Annotated in this window: 17 protein-coding genes; 7 read left to right on the top strand and 10 right to left on the bottom strand. The window is 44.0% G+C overall.

Going from position 1 to position 22,932, the window contains the following annotated elements; translation table 11 throughout:
- From AC5EF3_RS15025 to AC5EF3_RS15015, 3 genes are all read right to left on the bottom strand, one after another.
- Nucleotides 1-924, bottom strand: a 924-nt coding sequence (locus AC5EF3_RS15025; RefSeq protein WP_493548631.1) for a hypothetical protein, incomplete at its 3' end; no start/stop codon positions are given.
- Between the two features lie 858 nt (nucleotides 925-1,782).
- On the bottom strand, nucleotides 1,783-2,919 hold the full coding sequence (locus AC5EF3_RS15020) for a PepSY-associated TM helix domain-containing protein (protein ID WP_493548634.1): 1,137 nt from the start codon (nucleotides 2,917-2,919) through the stop codon (nucleotides 1,783-1,785).
- 18 nt (nucleotides 2,920-2,937) lie between these two features.
- Entirely contained in the window at nucleotides 2,938-5,106 is a 2,169-nt protein-coding gene (locus tag AC5EF3_RS15015) for a TonB-dependent receptor (protein WP_493548633.1), read from the bottom strand.
- Nucleotides 5,107-5,363: 257 nt separating this feature from the next.
- Between AC5EF3_RS15015 and AC5EF3_RS15010 the strand changes: the two genes are divergently transcribed.
- Both AC5EF3_RS15010 and katG read left to right on the top strand, forming a co-directional pair.
- A complete protein-coding gene (locus AC5EF3_RS15010) occupies nucleotides 5,364-6,260 on the top strand; it encodes a LysR substrate-binding domain-containing protein (RefSeq protein ID WP_041301635.1) in 897 nt (298 codons plus the stop codon).
- Between the two features lie 353 nt (nucleotides 6,261-6,613).
- Nucleotides 6,614-8,779 (top strand): catalase/peroxidase HPI, encoded by a 2,166-nt coding sequence (gene katG / locus AC5EF3_RS15005; RefSeq protein WP_493548632.1) that lies wholly within the window; start codon nucleotides 6,614-6,616, stop codon nucleotides 8,777-8,779.
- A 143-nt stretch (nucleotides 8,780-8,922) separates the two neighbouring features.
- Here katG and AC5EF3_RS15000 read toward each other — a convergent pair whose 3' ends face one another.
- Genes AC5EF3_RS15000 through phhA form a run of 7 tightly spaced genes read right to left on the bottom strand, consistent with a single transcriptional unit; the run spans nucleotide 8,923 to nucleotide 14,701 of the window.
- Nucleotides 8,923-9,225, bottom strand: a complete 303-nt coding sequence (locus AC5EF3_RS15000; protein ID WP_493548630.1) for a 4a-hydroxytetrahydrobiopterin dehydratase — start codon at nucleotides 9,223-9,225, stop codon at nucleotides 8,923-8,925.
- Nucleotides 9,218-10,441 (bottom strand): amino acid aminotransferase, encoded by a 1,224-nt coding sequence (locus tag AC5EF3_RS14995; protein ID WP_493548629.1) that lies wholly within the window; start codon nucleotides 10,439-10,441, stop codon nucleotides 9,218-9,220. Before AC5EF3_RS14995 ends, AC5EF3_RS15000 begins: the two co-directional genes overlap by 8 nt.
- Nucleotides 10,442-10,463: 22 nt before the next feature.
- A complete protein-coding gene (locus tag AC5EF3_RS14990) occupies nucleotides 10,464-11,492 on the bottom strand; it encodes a fumarylacetoacetate hydrolase family protein (protein ID WP_493548628.1) in 1,029 nt (342 codons plus the stop codon).
- 3 nt (nucleotides 11,493-11,495) lie between these two features.
- Nucleotides 11,496-12,140, bottom strand: coding sequence for a maleylacetoacetate isomerase (maiA, locus tag AC5EF3_RS14985; protein WP_493548627.1), 645 nt, complete (start codon nucleotides 12,138-12,140; stop codon nucleotides 11,496-11,498).
- A complete protein-coding gene (locus AC5EF3_RS14980) occupies nucleotides 12,140-12,697 on the bottom strand; it encodes a VOC family protein (RefSeq protein ID WP_015828487.1) in 558 nt (185 codons plus the stop codon). Before AC5EF3_RS14980 ends, maiA begins: the two co-directional genes overlap by 1 nt.
- The gene (hppD, locus tag AC5EF3_RS14975; RefSeq protein ID WP_493548626.1) at nucleotides 12,697-13,797 is read right to left on the bottom strand and encodes a 4-hydroxyphenylpyruvate dioxygenase; all 1,101 of its coding nucleotides are present in this window, start codon (nucleotides 13,795-13,797) and stop codon (nucleotides 12,697-12,699) included. Before hppD ends, AC5EF3_RS14980 begins: the two co-directional genes overlap by 1 nt.
- 28 nt (nucleotides 13,798-13,825) lie before the next feature.
- Nucleotides 13,826-14,701 (bottom strand): phenylalanine 4-monooxygenase, encoded by an 876-nt coding sequence (gene phhA, locus AC5EF3_RS14970; RefSeq protein ID WP_493548625.1) that lies wholly within the window; start codon nucleotides 14,699-14,701, stop codon nucleotides 13,826-13,828.
- 132 nt (nucleotides 14,702-14,833) lie between these two features.
- On the opposite strand from phhA, the gene AC5EF3_RS14965 reads away from it, so the two are divergent.
- From AC5EF3_RS14965 to AC5EF3_RS14945, 5 genes are all read left to right on the top strand, one after another.
- Nucleotides 14,834-15,292 (top strand): Lrp/AsnC family transcriptional regulator, encoded by a 459-nt coding sequence (locus AC5EF3_RS14965; RefSeq protein WP_015828490.1) that lies wholly within the window; start codon nucleotides 14,834-14,836, stop codon nucleotides 15,290-15,292.
- A gap of 188 nt (nucleotides 15,293-15,480) precedes the next feature.
- Nucleotides 15,481-17,067 (top strand): M61 family metallopeptidase, encoded by a 1,587-nt coding sequence (locus AC5EF3_RS14960; RefSeq protein WP_493548624.1) that lies wholly within the window; start codon nucleotides 15,481-15,483, stop codon nucleotides 17,065-17,067.
- Between the two features lie 149 nt (nucleotides 17,068-17,216).
- Nucleotides 17,217-18,404 (top strand): pyridoxal phosphate-dependent aminotransferase, encoded by a 1,188-nt coding sequence (locus AC5EF3_RS14955; protein ID WP_493548623.1) that lies wholly within the window; start codon nucleotides 17,217-17,219, stop codon nucleotides 18,402-18,404.
- Complete coding sequence (locus AC5EF3_RS14950) at nucleotides 18,401-19,726, top strand: APC family permease (protein ID WP_493548622.1); 1,326 nt, start codon at nucleotides 18,401-18,403, stop codon at nucleotides 19,724-19,726. Before AC5EF3_RS14955 ends, AC5EF3_RS14950 begins: the two co-directional genes overlap by 4 nt.
- Before the next feature lie 181 nt (nucleotides 19,727-19,907).
- Nucleotides 19,908-22,907 carry a TonB-dependent receptor domain-containing protein gene (locus AC5EF3_RS14945; protein ID WP_493548621.1) on the top strand — a complete coding sequence of 1,000 codons (3,000 nt, stop codon included), beginning with the start codon at nucleotides 19,908-19,910 and terminating at the stop codon, nucleotides 22,905-22,907.
- Nucleotides 22,908-22,932 lie beyond the last annotated feature (25 nt).

The following is a 22,932-nucleotide window of genomic DNA, read 5'->3' as shown; positions in this document are numbered from 1 at the left end:
CTCGTCGACGACATCCTCAACAACTTCTTCAACATCGTCGACTACCTCTTCGGTGTCGTCAACTTCATCTGTATCCTCATCATTTGTTGTATCATCTTCCGCTTCTTCATCGTCATCATCACTGCCTTCAGAATCAGTCTCTTCGTCTTCATCAGACTCATTTTCAGACTCGTCAGGTGTTGTAGGACCTCCATTCCCAGTATCAGGATTAGTGTCTGACTGCCCATTTCCTACATTAGTATCCGTGGAAGTACCGCCTCCACCATTATCCGACCCCTCAGACGCATCTGGAGTATTATTATCATTCGGCTGAGTAGGTAAATTGTCTTCATTTCCTGAATCATCACCTTCAACATCTGCGATATCTTGTGCTTCCTCATCGACGACTTCATCTGCGTCTTCGTCGTCATTCCCGTCAGAATTGTCTAAACTTCCCAACGGATCAAAAACATTTGAATAGTTCGGACTCTCTGAGCCTTTGGAGAACAATGACGCACCGCCAGGGTTGGACATTTGATAGTTGGATGCGCTCGTCGGACCAACGGAATTATTCACATAATCATCCGCAACGCCTGACGAGTTTTCTAATGAACTCTCAGCCGTCGATAATTGTGTGCCATCTAGGTTTGTCGGCTCAACACCATCCCCCCAAGACACATTAACATCGCCAAGATCAAACATGTTATTTAGTGATGAAATATTTAGGTCGGGCATACCTTCGCCCAACGCCCCTTCATCAACCTGCGATGATTGAAGGCTAGCAAAACTCAGATTACCTGAGCCAAGTATGCCTTCAGATGCACCATCGAAATCCTGAGCACCATACTCATCAGCATCCAAACGATGTGCAGAAATACTTAGATCACCATCTACACGTCCAGGTAGGTCTTCCGGATTGGTCGAAATTTCCGTTTTGTTGTCCACCACAATAGCCTCCAAAGCAAAGCTTCTATCGATAGCATGTGGGTTTCTTGTGTCCCTTCGCTATACTTTAGATACAGCTTAATAAACGGAAGGTTGTTATTTGGTAAATTTACATGGCGTCAAACTAAGTTTTCAATTAATCATAATCAAAAATAACAAGAACAAAAATAGTGTTTTTCGTCAAATCAAGCTCATCAAAGTACAAAGCAAATAAAAAAACACAAACAATACTAATATCGATCATATAAATAGGAATATTTAATTATTCTATACTTATATTCAATGAATATATTTTAGATATATACATAAATAAATTTGCAATTAAAATATAGTGATAACGCAATCACAATTTCACACCACAAAAACACCACTAGAAGTACACGCATAAAATCATGAAATTTATAGGTTATTTTGCAAATGGCAGGTAACTACCAGATAACGAATTCATAACCTTTCGATCAAATATATATGAAATCCAGTCACAGTAATTGCAACTTTAAGAAAAGCACGAATTCACAGCGAAATCCTCCTTCCAAAAAGTAATTTTGCACGAATTCGTACGTAAATTTACGGAATTACATTCAAAATTTATGCTTTATTGGATGGAGAAAGCGAGAATTATCAATGTTTCTTGTTAAAATGAGAAACTAAATTCTATTGAAAAAACGGATTACCAAAAGCGGGCCCACAAGATTGCCGCCAAGCTTGAGCCAACCGCCAGACTAGCCAAAATATCAAGCCACCCATCAATCATCAATGCGGATATAAGCCCAACAAAACTCAACACAAATAGCGCAAAAGGTATGCCAAATATTCCCCTGAGACGCCGCAGGGCACTCGGCCTTTCTTGTCTTATTTTCACTGGCCAACCTCCGACAAGGTTTTACGCCTCACACCAGAACGCCGCCCCGCCTCGGCTTTGGTCAACCATAGATAAAGCCCACTCAGCAATACAATAATCGTTATTATGTCTAAAACAAACCAAACAAACTTCAGTATAAACCCACCATAATCACCAAAATGCAGTGGTCGGGATAGCGACAAAGCCTTTGTATACCATGGCATTTCTCGCAGCCCCGCAACCACACCTGTACCAGCATGAACTAAGACGGGTACAATGATATTCTCAGTGAGCGGTGAATTGCCGTGAAGGAAAACAGCATAATGCGTGGATGTCGAAAATCTGCTGCCCGGAAACGCGACAAACTGCAATTCCATGTCCGGCGCAAGTAAGACCGCTTCTTTTACAGCAATATCTAAAGATGCACGCTTCGTTATACTTGTCCCATCTTCATTTTTAGTCACTAGATCAGCAAGTTCATTGGCTCGCCAAGTATCTATGATTGGTCTCTCCAACGTATTGATCACACCTGTAAGCCCAACAACGAGCACCCATGCCAGCGTAACAATTCCAAACAGATTATGATAATCTAGCCATTTCAACCGACTTGATTGGTTGCGCCGTAAAGTTCCAAATTCCAACTTACGCATAAAAGGCGCATATAGAACAACACCAGAAATAACCGCCGCAACAAACACAACGCCCATAGCCCCGAGAAACAACATACCTGGCAGACCAAGAAACATATCAGTATGCAGCTGTAATATGAATTCCATAACACTTTCCCCTCGATCCGCAGGGGGAACAATATCTCCGCTGGTCAGATCAAAGGACGCAAAATGCATCTGCGAAGCTGGGCTATTTTCATCTGGGCCTGTCGTAACATTTACGACTGGTCTCTCAATATCAAAACTCATGAATATTGGAACTTCACCCGGTCGTTCAGCCAATGAAACAGATAAGATTTCATCAAGCGTCAGATGCGGCCCATCGGGGTTAGCAGGCCGCCAAGTATCTGGATTTAGAGCATTATCTATCTCATCATGAAATATAAGCGGGAGCCCCGTTATACACAGCATAAGTAGAAAGAGAGTGCAGACAAGACTCGTCCATTTGTGAACCCAAGTCCACACTTTTATCGTCGAAGCCTGCATCCCCGTCATTGTAATGTCCTAAAAGTCGATTGAGGCCGATAAGCTAATTGTACGTGGATTACCTAGTATCAAATAATTCGCCCCTGGATACCCACCTGTTGAAGCCCAATAAGCTTCATCTGTGATATTTTCGACCCGTGCACGTAAAGTGACAGGCTGAGCGCCCACTTCTAACGCATAACGAACACCTAAGTCTAATCGGGTCCAACCATCAATCTGCCTTGTATTTGCTCCATCAGTATATTGCTCACTCGTATAGACAATCCGTCCATCTAAAGTCAGCCCAGAAATTGCTGCCACATCCCATTCAGCATTTAGGTTGGCTTGCAATTCAGGAACACCAATGGGTGTATTACCTTCATTTAGACCATCTTGCGTGCGGGAAAGTTTTGAATCAAGGAGAGTTGCTCCCCCGATAAGACGCACACCATTCAGCGGTTCTCCAAATACACTCAATTCCAAACCTGAGTTTTCTTGTTCACCAGATGCAGTAAACACCTGATCTACAACGATAGTATTGGGGCGTGTAAGTTGAAATAAAGACAGCGTCGCACCAAAATCTCCACCATCATATTTGGCACCGACTTCTACCTGCTCTCCAGTAAATGGCTCTAACACCTCACCGGCATTTCCAATGGCAACACCACCACTTGTCGCAGGCGCAATTTCACCCGGCTGAAGGCTTTCTGCATAATTTCCATAAACAGAAAACTGATCTGTTGCTTTATACACCAAACCAAATGCAGGCGTGATCTTGCTGTCTTCATAGCCAGATAAGTAAGCACCACTATTATAATTAAAACTTGCTGTTTCAATATTCTGTTGCCGTAGTCCAATTGTGGCCAACACCCGATCATCTATAAAAGATAAAGTATCCGCAATTGCAAAAGATTGGTTGGTCACCTCTTCTGTTTTTAGCGGGCTAGCAAGGTCTCCACCGATAAAATAATCTGCCGCAGGCGCAACAACTGCAATCTGCGAATAAAGGTCTGATGCAAATGTGTCGACAAAGCTAGAAAATGCATATGCGTTTTTTGATTCCAAATTCACAGAAGAAGCAGAAATCGCAATGCGGTGGCCCACAGGTCCAGTATCGAACTCTGCACTCAGCCCTGTATCAAATGATACAACGGCATCTTCACGTGTGTTATCAAAACGGTAGGCAGACAAAACCCCATCTTCAGTTGCTCTAGGGTTTGCCAACACATTGTCTTCTTCACCATTTCTGGCACCAGCACCAAGCCAAACTTTTACATTGCTTGTAAGATCATATTCCCCACGCACTGCACCGTATAATTGCTCTTCACTTGTATATGTCCAAGGTTGAGCAAAATTGACGTCAGCATCCGGCACAGCAGGTATATCGCCCAAGGGTGTAACTTGCGGGCGCGGTGCATCAATCTGATTGTCTTGATATCCAAGATCAGCAGAAAAACGGAACCGATCTCCCGCATAATCTGTTCCTATGGAAAAAACAGAAAGATTGCGGTTTTGGTCCTCAACCGACGTTTCTCCGTCGCGTAACGCCGCGTTAAAACGCACACCCCAATCATTGTTTGCACCAAAGCGTTGACCTAGATCAACTGCAGCATAGCCCTGCCCTGCAGTTTCAAACCCAAGGGTCAACCGCTGAATTCCACCCGCTGGTGCACGTTTAGGAACAAGGTTGATCGTTCCGCCGACACCACTACCACCAGGAGCAGCACCATTGATAAACGCGCTAGCACCGCGAAACACCTCAACACGCTCAAGCGATTCTGCCGCTACAGATTGTCTAGGCAGTACACCATAGACTCCATTCAACGTAATATCATCTGAATAGACCGGGAAACCGCGTAGAATGTAAACTTCCTGAAAATTACCAAATCCCTTCGCCACGCGGACAACGGGATCATTTTGCAACACATCCCCCACACTTTGTGACTGCTGGTTTAGAACCAATTCAGACGTGTAAGCTGTACCTGAAAACGGCGCATCAAGATAATCTAGGTTACCAAGTAGGCCCGCGCGCCCTCCGCGAGCCACTTGCCCACCAGCATATTCTGAAGTCAGTTCAACTTGTGAACTTCCGGTGATTGTTACAGTATCCATCGTCAACTGGTCATTACTGTCAGAACTCTCCTGTGCAAATGCGTATGAAGAGCAAGTGGTGAGCAAAACACCAGTGACCAAAACTTTCCAGCTTATCGGTTTCAAAGTCTATTTCCTTATTGAGAATAATTCGCAGACAGTGCTATATGTGGAAACCATACTCAAGACAACCCTACCTTTGACACTAGAGGCATTGAGTTCATAGCATCACCCCACAACTGGAAGACCAGCCCCTGCCACTTTGAACAGAGGCTAAATTTCACTTTCCTAAAATCAAAGCAAACCTATGACTTGATCTTATTTAGAATAATTCTAAAGTGTATTCGTTGTGTTTTCTCTAAATGGTGAGAGTTATGAATCTTCGTGACCTAGAATACGTCGTTGCAGTAGCCAACCTCACGCATTTCAGCCGCGCTGCAGAATACTGTAATGTCAGCCAACCAACCTTGAGCTTACAAATAAAAAAGCTAGAAGATGAGCTAGGCGTTGCTATTTTCGAACGTACGAATAAGCAAGTTTTCCCGACAGAAGCCGGATTGAAAATCGTCCAACACGCTCGAAAAATTCTTGCCGATACTGCTCAAATTAAGGAAATCGCAAAAACAGCACAAGATCCATTTTCGGGAACATTTCGACTTGGTGCTTTTCCAACACTTGCCAGCTATTTATTTCCCAGCCTTGTACCAATCCTAAGCAAAATAATGCCTTTGAGCAGATTAGTTTTGCTAGAAGAAAAGTCCGACACATTAAAAGAAATGCTAAAACAAGGGCAAATAGATGCAACTTTCCTCGCACTACCATTTGAAGAAGATGGCTTTTTCGTTCAACACGTTTTCAATGACCCTTTTCTAATAGCGGTCGCCCAATCACACAAACTCGCAAACAGAAAATCTATCGATAAATCAGCCCTGCTTTCTGAGCGTTTATTGCTTTTAGAGGAGGGTCATTGCCTGCGTGATCAAGCTCTAGATCTATGTCAAATTATGGGTTCAACCAATGAACCAGACTTTCGCGCAACAAGCCTTGAAACACTACGACAAATGGTAAGAGCAAATTCTGGAATTACTATTATGCCAGAAATAGCTATCAACGAAAACAAGCCAGATGGCATCTCCTACATTCCTTTTGCTGAGCAAGTACCCTTTCGTTCTATCGTATTAGTTTGCCGGAAAAGCTGTGCACGTAAGCCAGTGTTTGATCAAATTGTCACCAGCATGCTGGAATGGCGGGAAACCACACCCAAGGCCTAACTCACCCTTAACTGATCACACATGCAATCAGCATCATAGACACAGTCTATCACCATCATAGAAACAATCACTTTTCCAAACTATCGCAAAATCTATACATTATATTGCTGAGACCCTCACTACATTTCGTATGTTTTGCAAATAATCGAATTAAAAAGAGACGTCTCCTAAATGAAAAATTCTCTGGGAGGAACCAGGTCGACCGACAACTTTCTGTCTCATATTTCGGTTGATGGAGGTTCTGTTTTAAGGAACTCAACATGAAAAACACATTGAAAATAGCCCTGCTCTCCACATGTGTGGCTTTCGCAGGATCAGCCAATGCAACACCTCCAGGCTTCAACGGAATTGGGATGGGTAAAACGCCCATCAGCAATGATGTCGCTCCCAAATCTGTGAGCTATTGGTGGCCTGAACAAGTAGACCTTTCCCGTCTCCGTCAAAATGATTACAACGCAGACCCTGTCGGCGCGCAATTTGATTATGCAAAAGCATTTGCACAAGTTGACCTAGATGCCCTCAAAGCTGACATCAACGGCGTTCTCACGACTTCTCAGGACTGGTGGCCCGCAGACTATGGCGTCTATACAGGGTTCTTCATCCGTATGGCGTGGCACAGCGCTGGTACATATCGTTCCGGCGATGGACGCGGAGGCGCAAATGGTGGCCAGCAAAGATTCGAACCGCTTAATAGTTGGCCAGACAATGCAAGCCTAGATAAAGCACGCCGCCTATTATGGCCCATTAAACAAAAATACGGTCACTCTGTTTCTTGGTCTGATTTAATGGTGTTGGCAGGAAATGTGGCATTAGAAAATGCTGGTTTTGAGACATACGGTTTTGCTGGTGGTCGTGTGGATGCATGGGAACCTGAACTTGTTTACTGGGGTGCAGAAAGCAAATTCCTCACATCCGATAAAAGATACTCTGAAGATGGTGAATTAGAGGAACCACTTTCTGCAGCTGAGTTAGGTCTGATTTATGTAAATCCAGAAGGACCACACGGAAGCCACGACATCATGGCGGCTGCAAAAGACATTAGAACGACATTTGGTCGTATGGGTATGAATGATGAGGAAACAGTTGCCCTAATCGTTGGTGGCCACACACTAGGAAAAGCGCACGGTGCACACAAAGCTAGCGAGTGTGTCGCTGCTGAACCAGCTGCTGCTGGCGTGGAAGAGCAAGGCTTAGGCTGGAAAAACAAATGTGGAACTGGAGTCGGCCCAGATGCAACCACATCAGGACTTGAAGGCGCATGGACAGCATCACCAGTCATGTGGTCAAACAATTTTGTTGAGAATTTGTATAATTTTGAATGGGTTAAAACAACAAGTCCAGCTGGTGCAACACAATGGGTTCCAGAAGATAAAGACGTCAGATTTGTGCCTGATGCATTTGATCCTGAAAAAATTCACCAACCAATCATGTTCACGACAGACTTAGCATTACGTTATGACGCTGAATATGGGAAAGTCACTGCAAAATTCCTTGAAGACCCTGAATATATGAATGAGGCTTTTGCTAAAGCTTGGTTTAAACTGACGCACAGAGATATGGGACCAAAAGCACGCTATATTGGCGCTGAAGTTCCAGAAGCAAGCTTCATTTGGCAGGACCCTCTTCCAACTGTCGACTACAAAAACATCAGCAATAATGACATCAAAAAACTAAAACAAAAAATCCGTGATACAGGTCTCTCCAACACTGATCTAGTGAAAGCGGCTTGGGCTTCTGCTACAACCTTTCGTGACACAGATTTACGTGGCGGTGCCAATGGTGCACGCGTAACGCTTTCCCCGCAAAAAGACTGGGATGTAAATGACCCAGAATCTTTAAACAAAGTTGTTGCCGAGCTATCCAAGATTGAAGATGCTTACAATGAAAAAAACACTAAGCGCCAAGTATCTTTGGCTGACCTTATTGTTTTGGGTGGAGCAGTTGCAATTGAAGATGCAGCAAAAGCAGGCGGCGTTTCACTCAAAGTTCCATTCACATCTGGTCGTGTTGACGCAACCCAAGAAAACACAGACGTAACTACTTTTGAGATGCTTAGACCAGCTGCTGACGGGTTCCGTAACTACTACAGTAAGTATGCGCGCCGCTCACCATCTGAAATGCTGATTGACCGTGCAGACATGCTAACCCTTACAGTTAAAGAAATGACTGTATTGGTAGCAGGTATGCGTGCGCTAGATGCCAACTCGAACGGCGTAAAACACGGTGTCTTCACTGACAAACCAGGCACGTTGAGCAATGATTTCTTCATCAACCTACTCGACATGTCGACTGAATGGAAAAAATCAGAGACAGACGACGGTGTGTTTGAAGGATTTGACCGCACATCAGGCGATAGAAAATGGACTGCTACGGAAGTCGATCTTGTATTCGGTTCCAATTCTGAGCTTCGCGCTGTTGCTGAAGTATATGCCTACGACAATGGCCAAGAAAAATTCGTCTCGGACTTCATTGCTGCTTGGACAAAAGTAATGATGCTAGATCGTTTCGATTTGAAATAGCGTCAAAATTCTCGCAGCTAGCCAGCACAATGTTGGCTAGCTGCACCTTGCTCTTATTGCAGCTAACTCAGAGCATTGCTCGATAAAAACACTCTTAATTCATACCGCCATAAAACTTGATCGAGACCATCACTCAAGTCCACTCAATAAACCGAATATGTGCGATCAGACAGAGCTTTCTGAATCACATTCGCAAGCTCTAGGTCTCGTTCTGTTACCCCATCGGCATCGTGTGTCGTCAATTTAATTTCAACACGATTATAGACGTTTTGCCATTCGGGATGATGATCAAGCCGCTCAGCACCGATTGCAACTTCTGTCATAAATGCCCAAGCCGCAGCAAAAGTCTCAAATTTCAAATGAGTAGAAACCGATTTCCTATCAGGCGCGGCAGACCAACCAGCCTCAAACTGCTCAAGTTGTGCGATTATATCTACATCACTCATTACGGCTTGCCTCACTCTCTATAAAAACTCGAGCAAGATAATCAGAAATATGCTCAATTTCTTTTGAATCTAAACCGGCTATATTCACTCGCCCACTCGCCGGCATATAAACACCATATGCCTCCCGAAGATGGTGTGTAGCCTCCGCATCAAACGGGAGTTGACTAAACATCCCCTTCTGGGTCGTTAAATGCTGGAATGTCTCATTTCCCGTTTTTAAAACTAATTTTTCAGAAAATTCTTGTCTCAAACCTTGAATACGTCCCCGCATCTGGCTCAGTTCCGCTTCCCAAATTTCTCGTAAGCCATTGTTGGAAAGGATTGTTGCAACAATAGCAGCTCCGTGCGCCGGTGGCATAGACCATGCAGCACGCGAGACATCAGCCACTTGAGATGATACCGAAGCCACTGAGGATGCCTCTTCACAAATAGCAAGGAAACACCCCACACGCTCTCGATATAAACCAAAATTCTTCGAACAAGAGTAAGCGATCATCACATCGTCCGCAGCCTCAATAAATGCCCGAACACCTTCCATGTCTTCGTCTAGCCCCTCACCTAAACCATGATAGGCAATATCAAGCATAACGGCGAAACCTACATCTTTAGACAATTGGCCCAACGCACGCCAATCATCTACAGATAAATCCATACCTGTCGGATTGTGACATGGACCCTGAATAATAACGCCGTCGCCTTTCTTGATTTGCGAGAAATCTTCGAACATTGCCTCTCGATCCACACCCCCAGTCTCAGAACTGGCATATCGATATTCTCCAACATCAAACCCCGATGATTTAGCAATATTAATATGGTTGGGCCATGTTGGCGAAGAAACCCAAATCTTCCTGATACCCAAACGGGACATCAAATTCATTCCAACATACAAAGCACCACATCCCCCCGGTGTGGTGAAAGACAAAGTGCGCCCTTCTTCACGAACAAGAGAATTATCGCCTAAAATCACATTTTCGATAGAGTCACAAAAATCAGCATTTCCTCTTGGCCCCTCATACACTTTCGTCGTCTGATCGTTCAAATACCGTAATTCAGCATTCTTAACCGCCGACATAACAGGCGTGACACCATTTGAGTCTCGATACACGCCAACACTCAAATCGAATTTAGTTTCACGCGGATCGCTTTTATAAGCGGCCATTAAACCCAACAATGCATCCGGTGGGAGAATTGAAAGCGAAGAAAATTTTGTGCTCATCTGTGTGTGTTGCTCCCAACTTCTATCTATTATCAGACAATTCAACAGCTGTTACTGTTTGATCAATAGCACCAAAGACTGAATGTCCAGCCGCATCCAACATTTCAATACGCACTGTATCTCCTGTCTTCATAAAAGGAGTCTCGGGATTGCCTGTTTTGATTTGTTCGATCATTCGTATCTCAGCGATACAAGAATACCCGAGCCCGCCTTCGCTTACGGGACGCCCAGGACCTCCATCTTCGTCTTTATTAGAAACCGTACCGGAGCCAATTATTGTTCCTGCTATCAATGGTCGCGTTTTGGCGGCATGTGCTACGAGCTGCGCGAGGTTGAACGTTGCATCGACGGCCGCATTTGCACGCCCGAAAGCTTGCCCATTATAATCGACACGTAATGGCAGATGTACAAGACTATCTTCCCACAATTCACCCAATTCATCGGGAGAAATTGCCACTGGAGAAAATGCACAAAGCGGCTTTGATTGCACAAAACCAAACCCTTTTGCCAATTCTGCTGGAATAAGCCCTCTAAGAGACACATCATTACACAATAAAATCAGCTTTATATGATGACCTGCTTCTTCTTCGCTAACCCCCATGGGAACGTCATCAGTAATAACGCAAACCTCTGCTTCCATATCGCAGCCCCACGCGACATCACCTAATGGAATGGCATCATACGGTCGCAATGTAGACCCAGACACACCTTGATACATCAAAGGATCAGAATAAAAGCTCTCAGGGACCACAGCCCCTCGCGCCTGTCTCACAAGTTCAACATGATTGATATAAGCAGACCCATCTAGCCATTGATAAGGTCTAGGCAATGGACTTTCACACTGTTCTTGATCAAAAACTTTCCCAGACACAGACCCATCTTCCAAAGCATTCGCTAATGCTTTTAGTTGAGGCTCAATAATCGACCAGTTTTCTATGGCGACCTGTAGTGATGGGGCAATGTCTGTCGCTTCTATGCATTTTGTCAGATCTTTAGAAACAACAACAAATGTCCCGTCTCGCTGATCGCTGGTAAGTGTTGCAAGTTTCATAATTTATTCCTTAGGTGCATCTGGTTGAATTTCAGGGTGCGCTTTTTTAAATGATGGCAAAGCGCAACAATGCGCGTCAACGCGTTGAATAATCGGAAAATTAGACAAATCCGTATTCCATCGATTTGCATTATAAATGAGCGGGATGAGAGCTATCTCAAACAATGTCGGCACACCAAATGGGAGTATGTCATTTTCCCAACCAATCACACTTAATCGTCTTTCAATCGCTTCCAAAGTTCGATGGTTCCAAGTCTGTATCCATTTTTCAATTTGCCTCTGATCGGCTCCAAACTCAGATTTCAAATATTGAAGCACTGGCAAATTATTAGGCGCATGGGTTTCAGAGACAATCGCATAATATAATTCGCGCGCAATCTGAGCTTTTGCTTTATCCGCAGGTATAAATGACGGTTCTGGATAATTGATTTCTAACCAGTCAAGAATTGCTGGAGATTGCACCAAAAGTACATCACCAGCTTCTAAAACAGGCAATGTTTTATGTGGATTTACAGCAGCAAAATCATCAGATTTATTCTCACCGCACTTTAAATCCACTGCAGCATAGTCATAATTCAACCCTTTAAGGTTAAGTGCAATTCTTACCCGATAGCTGGTGGACGAACGGTAATAGCTGTACAATCGCATCAGCTATCTCCACTTTTGCTTCGTGCAAGTTCATGCAACCAAGCCGCGTGACGTGGTGCCTTCTTGGTTAAAGACCATTCTTCAAGCATTGGACCCGCAACCCGCGCCAATTCCTCATATTGCTCTTTCGTCCCTATATCCGCAGCTAATTCAATGCGGTGCTGATTGGGATCAAAAAAGTAAATCGACTGGAATACACCATGATGCGTAGGTCCTAAAACCTCAATTCCCAAGCTTTCCAAATGCGCTTTGGCAGACACCAATTCTTCCACGCTCCCCACCCTAAATGCAATGTGTTGCACCCATTCTGGCGTGTTGTTGTCACGGTCCATTTCAGGCTGCTCAGGAAGTTCAAAAAAAGCGAGGACATTGTCATTTCCCGCATCGAGGAAAATGTGCATATAGGGATCATATGCCCCCGTAGATGGCACGTGATCTTCCGCAAACGCTGTCGTAAATTTCATGCCTAGAGCATTTTGATAAAACTCAACGGTTTCTTTGGCGTCTTTGCACCGATAAGCAGCATGATGCAGTCCTTTTAAAACTGGCGAAGACATTATTTTGCACCTTCTGCTTCCAGAACCCCTCGGTTAACCTGATCTCTTTCAATACTCTCAAATAATGCTTTGAAATTACCTTCTCCAAAGCCATCTTTGTAGTCTCCTTTGCGCTGAATAAACTCAAAGAAAACGGGACCTATTTGCGGCTCAGCAAAGATTTGCAACAATAATCGCGGCTCATTCCCTTCAGTCGTTCCATCAAGCAAGATACCTCGCGTGCGCAACTCTTCGATAGGCTCACCATGTCCAGGCAAGCGCCCATCCAGCATGTCATAATAGCTTCCTGGAGGGGCGGTCATGAACGGAACGCCTTTAGCTTTCAACCTATCCCAACAAGCAACCAGATCATCACATATCAAAGCAATGTGTTGGATACCCTCGCCATTATATTGGCGCAAAAACTCTTCAATCTGACCTCCGCCAGATTTACCTTCTTCATTCAACGGAATACGGATTTTCCCATCAGGTGCGGTCAATGCCTGCGATGTCAGTCCAGTGTATTCACCCTTGATATCAAAGTATTTTATCTCACGGAAATTAAACAGCTTTTCGTAATAGCCAGCCCAATAGGCCATGCGCCCGCCATAGACATTGTGCGTGAGGTGGTCAATGAGTTTAAAACCACACCCTTCAGGGTGGCGCTCAACGCCTGGTAGATATTCAAAATCAATATCATATATGCTGAGTTCATTGCCGCCTTCATCATATCTGTCTACCAAATATATAATAGAATTGCCGATCCCACGAATTCCTGGGATGTGCAGCTCCATCGCGCCTGTTTCAACCTGAATAGGCTCTGCCCCCTGCTGCAAAAGATAGTCATAGGCTTTTTTTGCATCACGAACGCGAAACCCCATTCCGCATGCGCTAGGCCCATGCTCACGAGCAAAATACCAAGCCGCCGAACGCGGCTCATAATTTGTGATTATGTTAATGCCTCCCTGCCTCCAAAGATCAACATCCTTGGATCGGTGGCTTGCAACCCGCTCAAAACCCATTGTTTCAAACACGGGTTCAAGGAGACCTCTTTCTGGTGCCGAGAATTCTATAAACTCAAAGCCTTTCAGACCAACTGGGTTTTCAAACAAATCTGTCATTTTAGTTTCTCCAGAATATCATATTCGCCTAAACGGCATCTTTTTTGGATTTAAAGTAATTCAATGTTCCCCGATGCAGCACTTGATCTGTCTCAATTAGATCATGCGCTTCTATGGCCTCGAGAGATTTAGTTGCTGCATACAGATCACCAAAATCTTGGTAGCAAGCTTCTAAAAGCGTTTCGAAACTATCAATGACAAAATAAGTCTGTTGATAGTCATCAATAATGTATTTTGTTCTCATCACTCGCTCGAGATCCAACATCACTCGATTTGGTGAGATATCCTCTAGCGAGAACACACTTTCATTCGGTGATGATGCTATTCCAGCGCCATAAATGCGAAGACCATCGTCAGTCTGAAGCAGACCAAACTCGACGGTATACCAATAGAGGCGCGCAAGATTCGGCAATTGCCCCAGCTTGAGCGCGCGCTGCCCACCCTTGCCATAAGCTTCCATAAACTCAGCGAAAACAGGTTCAGCCAGCAAAGGGACATGTCCAAACACATCATGAAATACATCTGGCTCCTGAAGGTATTCAAATTCCTTCTCAGGACGTATAAAAGCACCGGCAGGAAAGCGCTTATTTGCCAAATGATCAAAAAAGACATCGTCAGGAACAAGATCAGCGACAGGCACCACACTCCAGCCGGTCATTTTTTCAAGTCTATCCGATAGCTTCCCCATATGAGGAATGCCCTGCTCAGATAATTCAAGAGATTCCATTGCTTTTAAAAAAGCATCGCACGCTCTTCCGGGGAGCACCTTCTTTTGGCATTCAAACAACCGATCCCATCGATTGTGTTCAGCAACGGAATATGTGTCCCAAGCCTGATCTATTGTGTAATCACTGTTCTTATCCGCATTTGAATAGCGGTTTTTTTGTTGAACATCGGTAGCCATTTTAAGCCTCCATGACGTTCATTCATTGGAGCAAACCTTCTTGGATTTGTCCGTTCTTTCTTTATTGCATTCCGACAATATTTGAAATAATTATTTCAATAATTAGATTTTTTTGAAACATGGAGCGCACATATGTCTTTCTCTGCGTCAGATAGGACTTTTCTAAACTTACTGCAAAAAAACGCAATCATCCCAAAGAATGAACTCATTGAACAAGCCGGCATGTCTGGCACAACACTATGGCGCAAAATTCAAGAATTTGAATCCAATGGCCTCATTCGGAAGCGCGTCACTCTTTTAGATCCAGACATCGCAGGCCTGAGTGTATGCATATTCGTTTCAATCAACCTGGCCAATTACACACCGGAAGCGCGCACAAGCTTTGAGCAATTTGTCGAGCGTACTCCCAAAATTATGGAATGTTTTTCAGTCACAGGGTCATACGACTATACACTAATCGTGCGGGAGGAATCAGTCAGCTCCTTTGAAAGACTATTAATGCATGAAATTTTGACTCATCCTTCAGTCGCCTCTGCAACTTCGCAAATCGCTCTTAAATGCCAAAAATACTCGACAGAACTCCCCCTATAGAACGCAGGTATATTTTTCTAATTGACAAACGAAGGGATAATTTATCTCAGAAAAGCCCTGTGCTCGAATACACTATCCTCAGAAGAGTTGTGCAAGACAGTCTTAGGACTATTCCTTTCCGATTGGGAGTGAAACATTATTTCTAGTGCTTAGCAGCCTTCGTTTCACAAACTAACAGGACAAAACCTATGGCTTTCAAAATGACAAAAATGCGCACAGGTATCGCCATATCATTTGTTCTGGCAGTTTTCACCATATCTTGCTCTCCAAGAACCAACACAGTTTCAATCCCTGAACAAAAAACCCCTTCTTTTTCAATTAATTTAAAGCCAGAACTCAATGAGTCTGGAGAAGTAGAAGCAATCTTGGTAAACTCGATTGTAGAAGGAAACCTCAATGCTGGCGAAGAGAGGCTCAAGCTTCAAATACCTATCACTTACGTCAGAGTTGAAGGTATCGCCGAACGCACAAAAGATATGAAAGTGAATGATGCAAATGGCATTGTTACCTTTACTTTCGAAGACGATGCCAAAGCACCCGGTGGTTTTCCCTACTTTAGAACTTGGACTGCGACCCGCGAAATTCAATTTCCAATCAGCATATCCTACCGCTCCTTGGTTCAACCACCTAATTCAATAGATGGCCCCGCATTTGGCATACGCCCCGCATCAGGAGGTGTCAGCGGCGCAGGTTCTGGCTTTCTATTGGTGCCTCTAAATGTCGACAGCAAAACCAATTATATAGATTGGGACTTATCTTCATTTGACACAAATGCGATTGCTTCCACCACGTTTGGTGATTTTTCAACACAATTTAATGGCGTCCCCTCCGACACTCGCAATGGATGGTATATGGCAGGACCTGTCAGCCACTTTCCTGACGATATCACCAAAAGCCACATGAAAGGCTTTTGGTTAGGTGACTTCCCTTATGATGTTACAAAAGAAATGCGTTTTGTTACAAAAATGCACGCTTATCTAAGTGACTTCTTTTCACATGATGCAACCGGAGACGATTATCGTGTCTTTCTTCGTCAGTTGGATACTCCTCCTTATGGAGGCGCAACAGCACTAGGTAATTCTTTCATGCTTTCAAGAGGTCCAGCTGAAGAACACGAAATCGGCGAAGAAGGCCCTCGCTTTACCTTTACACATGAAATGCTTCACATGTGGGTTGGCCATATGGATGAATCCCACGGTGATAGTACTTGGTTTATTGAAGGGCTCACCACGTATTACGAATACACCACGCCTTTCAGGTCAGGAAACGAAAGCCTAGAAAATTATGCAAACCGCTTAAATACACTTACTAAGCGATATTATGCCAACCCCGGTAGAGCAATGAGCGCTGATGAAATTGTTCATATTGGTTTTGATGATAGTGAAGGCGATATCAGACATGCCCCATACTGGCGCGGCGCTTTGTATTTTGCTGACCTAGACGCCAGAATTCGTCATGCCTCAAACAACACAGCTTCACTCGACGACCTCATGACAAAAGTCTTTGAATTACGCTCGAATGACTGGAGTTTGAACATTGAGAACTGGGCAATAGAGGCCAACAAATACACACACGAAGATGAACTTAAAATCGTTAGAGACGTCCACATTAATGGTCAGCTATTTCTTCCTGCACTTGATTCATTTGGGCATTGTGTAAACGCAGTGGAACATTCCGATGCAGAAGGTCTCCCACCCATTACTTGGGAAATATCCCAACACATAACCGGACCAGAGTGTTTTTCTTTGATCCCGCCCCAAACGCAGCCCGAATAGCGAAATATTATGTTCGATGACCGAGAGAGCCTCTAAAAAACGCATAGAAAAACCTCTTACCACCGAATAATTTATTTGGCTAAACCACGCAAAAACAAATTGAATTTGTTTCTTTTATCGTTCGAATTTGGGTCCAGGATCAAAAATACGTGTCTAATTCCAATAGCAACTACAATACACCTCTCGCTCACTGGATAAGAGACATTCTGGACATTTCCAGACAGTCAAAACACCCAATACTTCCTCTATTTGAAAGTTCTATTCCTGAGCCGACTTCATTTCTATCTGAGATAGTACGCGATACATTTGCCACCGCCACGCCCCAAAACTACAAAAGTGTATTTTCTAGAAATCACCCAAGTTTGGAAAACTGGTTGGCATCAAGATACGATATTCCCAACCAGCATATTTTATGCACTTCAGGCGCAAGCGTTGCAATTAATTTTATAATGGGCGCTATTTGCAAGCAAGGTGATCATGTTGTCATCGAAAACCCTTGCTTTGATATTTTCCGATCAAGCGCAAAAAATGCCGGCATCACACATTCTTCTTTCGAGCGCAAAGCTCCAGAGTTTGAAATCACACTTCCTGATATTTTAGAAAAATTGGAAGCCAACACAAAAATAGTCATCATTTCAAATCCACATAACCCCAGTGGGGCCTACACCCCATTGCAAGACTTGCAAGGGTTAGCGCGGGAACTTGAAAAGCGTCAAATTTATCTGCTGATAGACGAAGTCTATTTGGACTATAAAGAACAGTTCTCTAATGGTTTAAAAGTTCAAGAACACCCCAATATCATACGTATTGGCAGCCTAACCAAAAACTATGGTTTAAATACACTCAGATTTGGTTGGATCTTCGCAGGTAGTCAAACCCTGATACCCATAAAGAATTATGTTCGCGAACATGATATGACGACATCGAAATTGTCTCATGCAGTTGCAGCCCAAACTCTCCTGCGGTCAAATGAACTGGACGCTCTAAGACGTGATATCGTAGATACAGCCACACCCGTCATGAAAAGCTGGCTCACCAAAATGAGTGAATCCAATCACATAGAAATGAGCACAGATCTGCATAGTTGCATTTGTTTTCCCAAATTGATCGGCATTGAAAATACAGTTGATTTTAGCTACTGGCTAGCAAACAATCACAATGTTGCAGTCATACCCGGAGAGTGTTTTGGCGCTGCTGGACACATAAGAATTGGCTATGGATGCACACCAGAAATTCTCAAAGAAGGACTAAAGCGCCTTTCTGAAGGTCTCATCGCCTTTAAAGAAAACCACTCAGTCTCTTCTGCACAATCCGTTCGCGAGTTTAACTCTCAATGAAATCAAGCAAAACAACATTAAGTCGGGACATAGGCCTGTGGGGTGTTGTCTCCTTGGGTATGGGCACAGCAATTGGTGTCTCGATTTTTTCAATCATACCACCTGCTTATTCCTTAGCTGGGCCGGGCATGCTCATTTCCATGGCGCTTGCCATGTTCCCGATGATCATATTTGCTTTAATTTATGCCTTTATGGGGTCTGCCGTCCCTGTGACAGGGGCTTCATTTGAATGGCCCCGTCGATTTATCTCACCCTTTGCAGGTTTTTTCATTAGCTGGTTACGCATTGCTGGCAGTACGGCGGCCTTAGTAGTCTTAACAATGGTACTGGTCAGCTATATCGGCAACGTTATAGATCTTCCATCAAAACCGACAATATTTGTTTTTTTCCTCCTCGTATTTCTCATGAATATGATCGGAATATCCGTCGCCAATTTTGGACAAATGCTGATGCTCTGCATTCTATTGTCTGCGTGTACACTTTATTCAATCACGGGCATTCCAGATATTCAGATCGAAAACTTCACCCCCTTCACACCGCAGGGCTTATCCGGCACCTTGGCTGCGATACCTCTAATGATTTCGCTCTTTCTCGGAATAGAAAGCGCAGTCGAAGTCGGTGGAGAAATCAAAAAACCAAAGAAAACGATTCCATTGGGCATTGTTTTGTCAGTGTTATTAACATGCACCGTATATTTGATTGTCGCTGTCGTCACTATTGGTGTGCTCGGACACACAAACCTACTCGCCACGCAAACGCCTTTATTGGATAGCGCACAAATAAGTATCGGCACCTACGGGAAATGGCTAATTCTTCTAACTGCAATCGTCTCAATCGGAAGCTCGATTAACGCCACATTCATCATCCTGACACGCTTCCTATACGCCATGGCCAAATCAGGAATGCTTCCGTCAGCACTTGCGAAGATAGACCCTAAAAATGGCATACCAAGAAATGCAGTCATTTTAACTTTTGGACTATGTTGCTTGGGGCTCTTCACACCTGACAGTCTTATTTTTCTATTCCTTGCAGTAAACATCCCAACACTTCTAAAATATGCCGCCATATGTTTAAGCAGCATTCGATTGTTAAAGCTTGAACCTCAATTGCACGACCAAGCTTTTTTCAAACCATCTCGCAAAGTTATTAAATCACTTGGTTATCTGGGCGTTATTTTAAGTATCATCATTATCATTTTAGGATTCCAAACAGATTATAGACCTTTTCTCGCCCTGCTAATCTGGTCTCTAATTGGAATACTTTATTATGTAATTTACGGACGTAAAAACTACCTCAGCACGCCTCGTACAGAGCAAGAATAAGTCTCTTCGATGAAGAGGAATTTTTATGCTCCAAGCAGGAATTGTCGCATATTTGTTGCAAAGCCACCGCTTCAGGTCCGCAAATAAGTATAAAAAAACCATCGACAACCTCTTAGCGTGGATAATTAAGGGCAACCAAAAAGCTAAGAAACAAGCCACACAGCTACTTCAGGGGATAATGATGAGCCAGTCTATTTTTCTAAAAAGCATGTTCTCTACATGTGCTACAATCGCTATGCTACCGACCGTACTTTCTCCACTAGCTGTCGCACAGACAGCCACAACGGATGAAGTCGTTGAAACGACAAAAATGGAGACTGTGACGATCACTTCCAGTCGTATCAAGCGATCAGTGGCGTCAACACCATCACCTATTACGTCTATAACTCCAGAAGTCTTTTCAGACCGAGGCTATAGCACTGCATCAGACTTGCTAAATGACCTGACAGCGCTTGCTCCACAACTAAATCAAGCTGATGGAAGCGGTGATGCCTCCGGTAGTGGACAACAATATCCTGATATCTTTGGCTTGGGCGCTGGCCGCACACTTACACTTGTGAACAATAGACGTTTCGTAACCACATCTAGTGGGCTTGGTGAATCTCAAGTTGACGCCAATATCATCCCAACAGGTTTGATTAAACGGGTCGACGTTGTTCAGGCTGGTGGTGCTGCCGTTTATGGTTCAGACGCTATTGCTGGTGTTGTGAACTATATTTTGAAAGATGACTATGACGGTTTGGAATTAGACCTTCAATATGGTGACACTGAGCAAGGTAATTACGAGCAAACATCCTACAGACTAACTGCAGGTAAAAACTTCGATGACAATCGCGGTAACATAGCTATCAACATTGAAGGCTCCACCTCCCCAATCGCGCGCTTCTCTGATTTTGACGCCTCAAACCGCTCTCGTATCACCCTCGCCAATCCTCTGGATACAGGTCCAAATGATGGTATTCCGTCAGTTGCTGAAATTCTTCCAGCCTATTTCTGGAATTTTAATGGCAATGGCGTCGTCTATAACACGCCTGCACCGCTTACCTTTTTTCAAACAAACATTGATGGTTCTCCGATCCAGTTTGGATCAGATGGCGGCCTCACTTCATACGACCCAGGAAATGTTGTCGGCATTCCATTTGCCGAAGGTGGGCAAGGTACACGTTATTCCGACCTTGTAGGTCTGCGCACAGGTGTCGACAGAATTACAGCCAACCTTATTGGCCATTATGATATTGCATCAAACATTCGCTTAAATGGTGAGTTTTTATATTCTAAAACAGACGCGGAAAGCATTGGTCAAGGCTATGTTAGATCTGTACTAAACCAAGCTGACCCATTTTATGGGGCGATACCTTTCTTTGCCACCAACGCATTTTTGACAGATGAAAACGTCGCCGACTTAAGTGCTGCCAACCCAGCCTTTGGTTTTGGTGCACCAATGTGGTTGTCACGTCATTTCTATGATGACCTAGCCCCCTCAAACCTGACAAAAAATGAAACCAACACTGCGCGTCTCATGCTTGGGTTGGAAGGTGATTTTGATGCCGGAGATCGAAATTTCTACTGGGAGATTTCAGGTAGCTACGCTGAAGTGAGTGGTAGTGAAAAAGCTTGGGGAGTCGATTTCGCCAAGTTCAATAAAGCTATTAACGCAGTCGATGATGGAACTGGCACAGCGGTCTGTAGCGTAAATGCAGATAGTGATTCAACAAATGATGATGCAAGCTGTGTCGCACTCAACCCATTTGGTGCAGGCAATATTAGCAGCGCAGCTAGTCAATATGTATCGGTTATGACCGGTAACACTTACGAAAACGAACAAATGGGTCTGTTGGCAACAATAGGCACACAAATCATCGACTTGCCCGCCGGTCCTATTGATGCAGTTCTCGCATATGAGCACCGTCACGAACACGCCAGATACACACCGCTCGAAGCAAACCTACTTGGACTTGTCGACACTGGCACACCACAAGAGGCAACCTCCGGATCATACGGCACGAATGAATTCTCAATTGAAACACTGGTCCCTATTGTAAGCCCAGAAATGTCTATTCCGGGTATTCATGCTCTAGAGCTGGATGGTACATATAGATATGTAGAAAACTCGATAGCGGGTAAAGAATCTGTCTGGAGTGCGGGACTACGTTGGGAAATTCTTGACGGCATTACAGCTCGTGCAACAAAAAGCCGAAACTTCCGTGCACCAAGCTTAGAACAGCTCTTTGCTCCAACATCAGTTGCACTTTCTAGCATTGGTAACGACCCATGTGATTCAGACAATATCAACGCCGGTCCAAATCCCGCTCTTCGCCGTGCAAATTGTGAAGCTGAATGGGCTGCGAACCCGCAATATGCTAATCTAGACACATTCCAAGACTATTCTGAAAATTTCACTTATGCATCCATCACTTCGGGTGGAAATGCAGAACTACAAAACGAAGTTTCTGATACAACAACATACGGAATAGTGTTTGATAACTTCCTAGTATCAGGCCTATCGCTATCTGTAGACCGTATAGAAATTGACCTTGAAGACGGATTGTCCGCCTTCACGACAGAAGACTTTATGGCTGCCTGTTATGACAGTGTTGGTCAAACTGCTGATGTTTGTTCTGCCTTTACACGTCTTCAAGCGAGCACAGATCCAACCATTCAGGCAGGTTCGGTAATATCTGGACGGACAACGACATTTAACGCTGGGCAAGTCGTTTTCAGAGGTGAAGTTTACTACGCAAACTATAGTTTTGACTTAACTGATATCGCTAAAAGCTTATCTGGTGAGTTTTCGTTTGGGGTAGAAGCGACACACGTGTCTGATTATTCAACGTCCGTCACAGGAACAACATTTGTTTCAACAGATGGAACTGTTGACCAGCCAGACTGGTCCGCAAGAATTGATGCTGGATATGTTAACGGCCCATTCCGTGCGACATATAAAATGAGCTATCTGGACAGTGTCCTAGCTGAAGAAGGTGCAACGATTGAAAACAATCCAAACCACTTCATCAGCTCAAACTACACTCATGACTTATCAGCAGCTTATGAATTGCAAAATGGTTTGACCGTTCGCGCTGGTGTTAAAAACATGTTTGATGAAGCACCTTCTTACCCATCATTGAGCTATGGTGACATTCTAGGTCGCCGTTACTTTGTTGGACTGAACTATATGTTCTAGCATTTCGCTAGCTAACAACTTGAAA

Source organism: Hirschia sp., assembly GCF_058892565.1.
The sequence above is the reverse complement of the archived record's forward strand: the minus strand, read 5'-3'. Positions and strand labels throughout refer to the sequence as shown.

Bases quoted from the DNA above. Each gene is read 5' to 3' on its own strand.
- AC5EF3_RS14965 (WP_015828490.1), top strand. From the start codon at position 14,834: ATGTCTTTCTCTGCGTCAGATAGGACTTTTCTAAACTTACTGCAAAAA.
- AC5EF3_RS14945 (WP_493548621.1), top strand. From the start codon at position 19,908: ATGAGCCAGTCTATTTTTCTAAAAAGCATGTTCTCTACATGTGCTACA.
- phhA (WP_493548625.1), bottom strand. From the start codon at position 14,701: ATGGCTACCGATGTTCAACAAAAAAACCGCTATTCAAATGCGGATAAG.
- AC5EF3_RS15000 (WP_493548630.1), bottom strand. From the start codon at position 9,225: ATGAGTGATGTAGATATAATCGCACAACTTGAGCAGTTTGAGGCTGGT.
- AC5EF3_RS15020 (WP_493548634.1), bottom strand. From the start codon at position 2,919: ATGCAGGCTTCGACGATAAAAGTGTGGACTTGGGTTCACAAATGGACG.
- AC5EF3_RS15010 (WP_041301635.1), top strand. From the start codon at position 5,364: ATGAATCTTCGTGACCTAGAATACGTCGTTGCAGTAGCCAACCTCACG.
- katG (WP_493548632.1), top strand. From the start codon at position 6,614: ATGGGTAAAACGCCCATCAGCAATGATGTCGCTCCCAAATCTGTGAGC.
- AC5EF3_RS14950 (WP_493548622.1), top strand. From the start codon at position 18,401: ATGAAATCAAGCAAAACAACATTAAGTCGGGACATAGGCCTGTGGGGT.
- AC5EF3_RS14990 (WP_493548628.1), bottom strand. From the start codon at position 11,492: ATGAAACTTGCAACACTTACCAGCGATCAGCGAGACGGGACATTTGTT.
- AC5EF3_RS14960 (WP_493548624.1), top strand. From the start codon at position 15,481: ATGGCTTTCAAAATGACAAAAATGCGCACAGGTATCGCCATATCATTT.
- AC5EF3_RS14995 (WP_493548629.1), bottom strand. From the start codon at position 10,441: ATGAGCACAAAATTTTCTTCGCTTTCAATTCTCCCACCGGATGCATTG.
- hppD (WP_493548626.1), bottom strand. From the start codon at position 13,797: ATGACAGATTTGTTTGAAAACCCAGTTGGTCTGAAAGGCTTTGAGTTT.
- AC5EF3_RS14980 (WP_015828487.1), bottom strand. From the start codon at position 12,697: ATGTCTTCGCCAGTTTTAAAAGGACTGCATCATGCTGCTTATCGGTGC.
- maiA (WP_493548627.1), bottom strand. From the start codon at position 12,140: ATGCGATTGTACAGCTATTACCGTTCGTCCACCAGCTATCGGGTAAGA.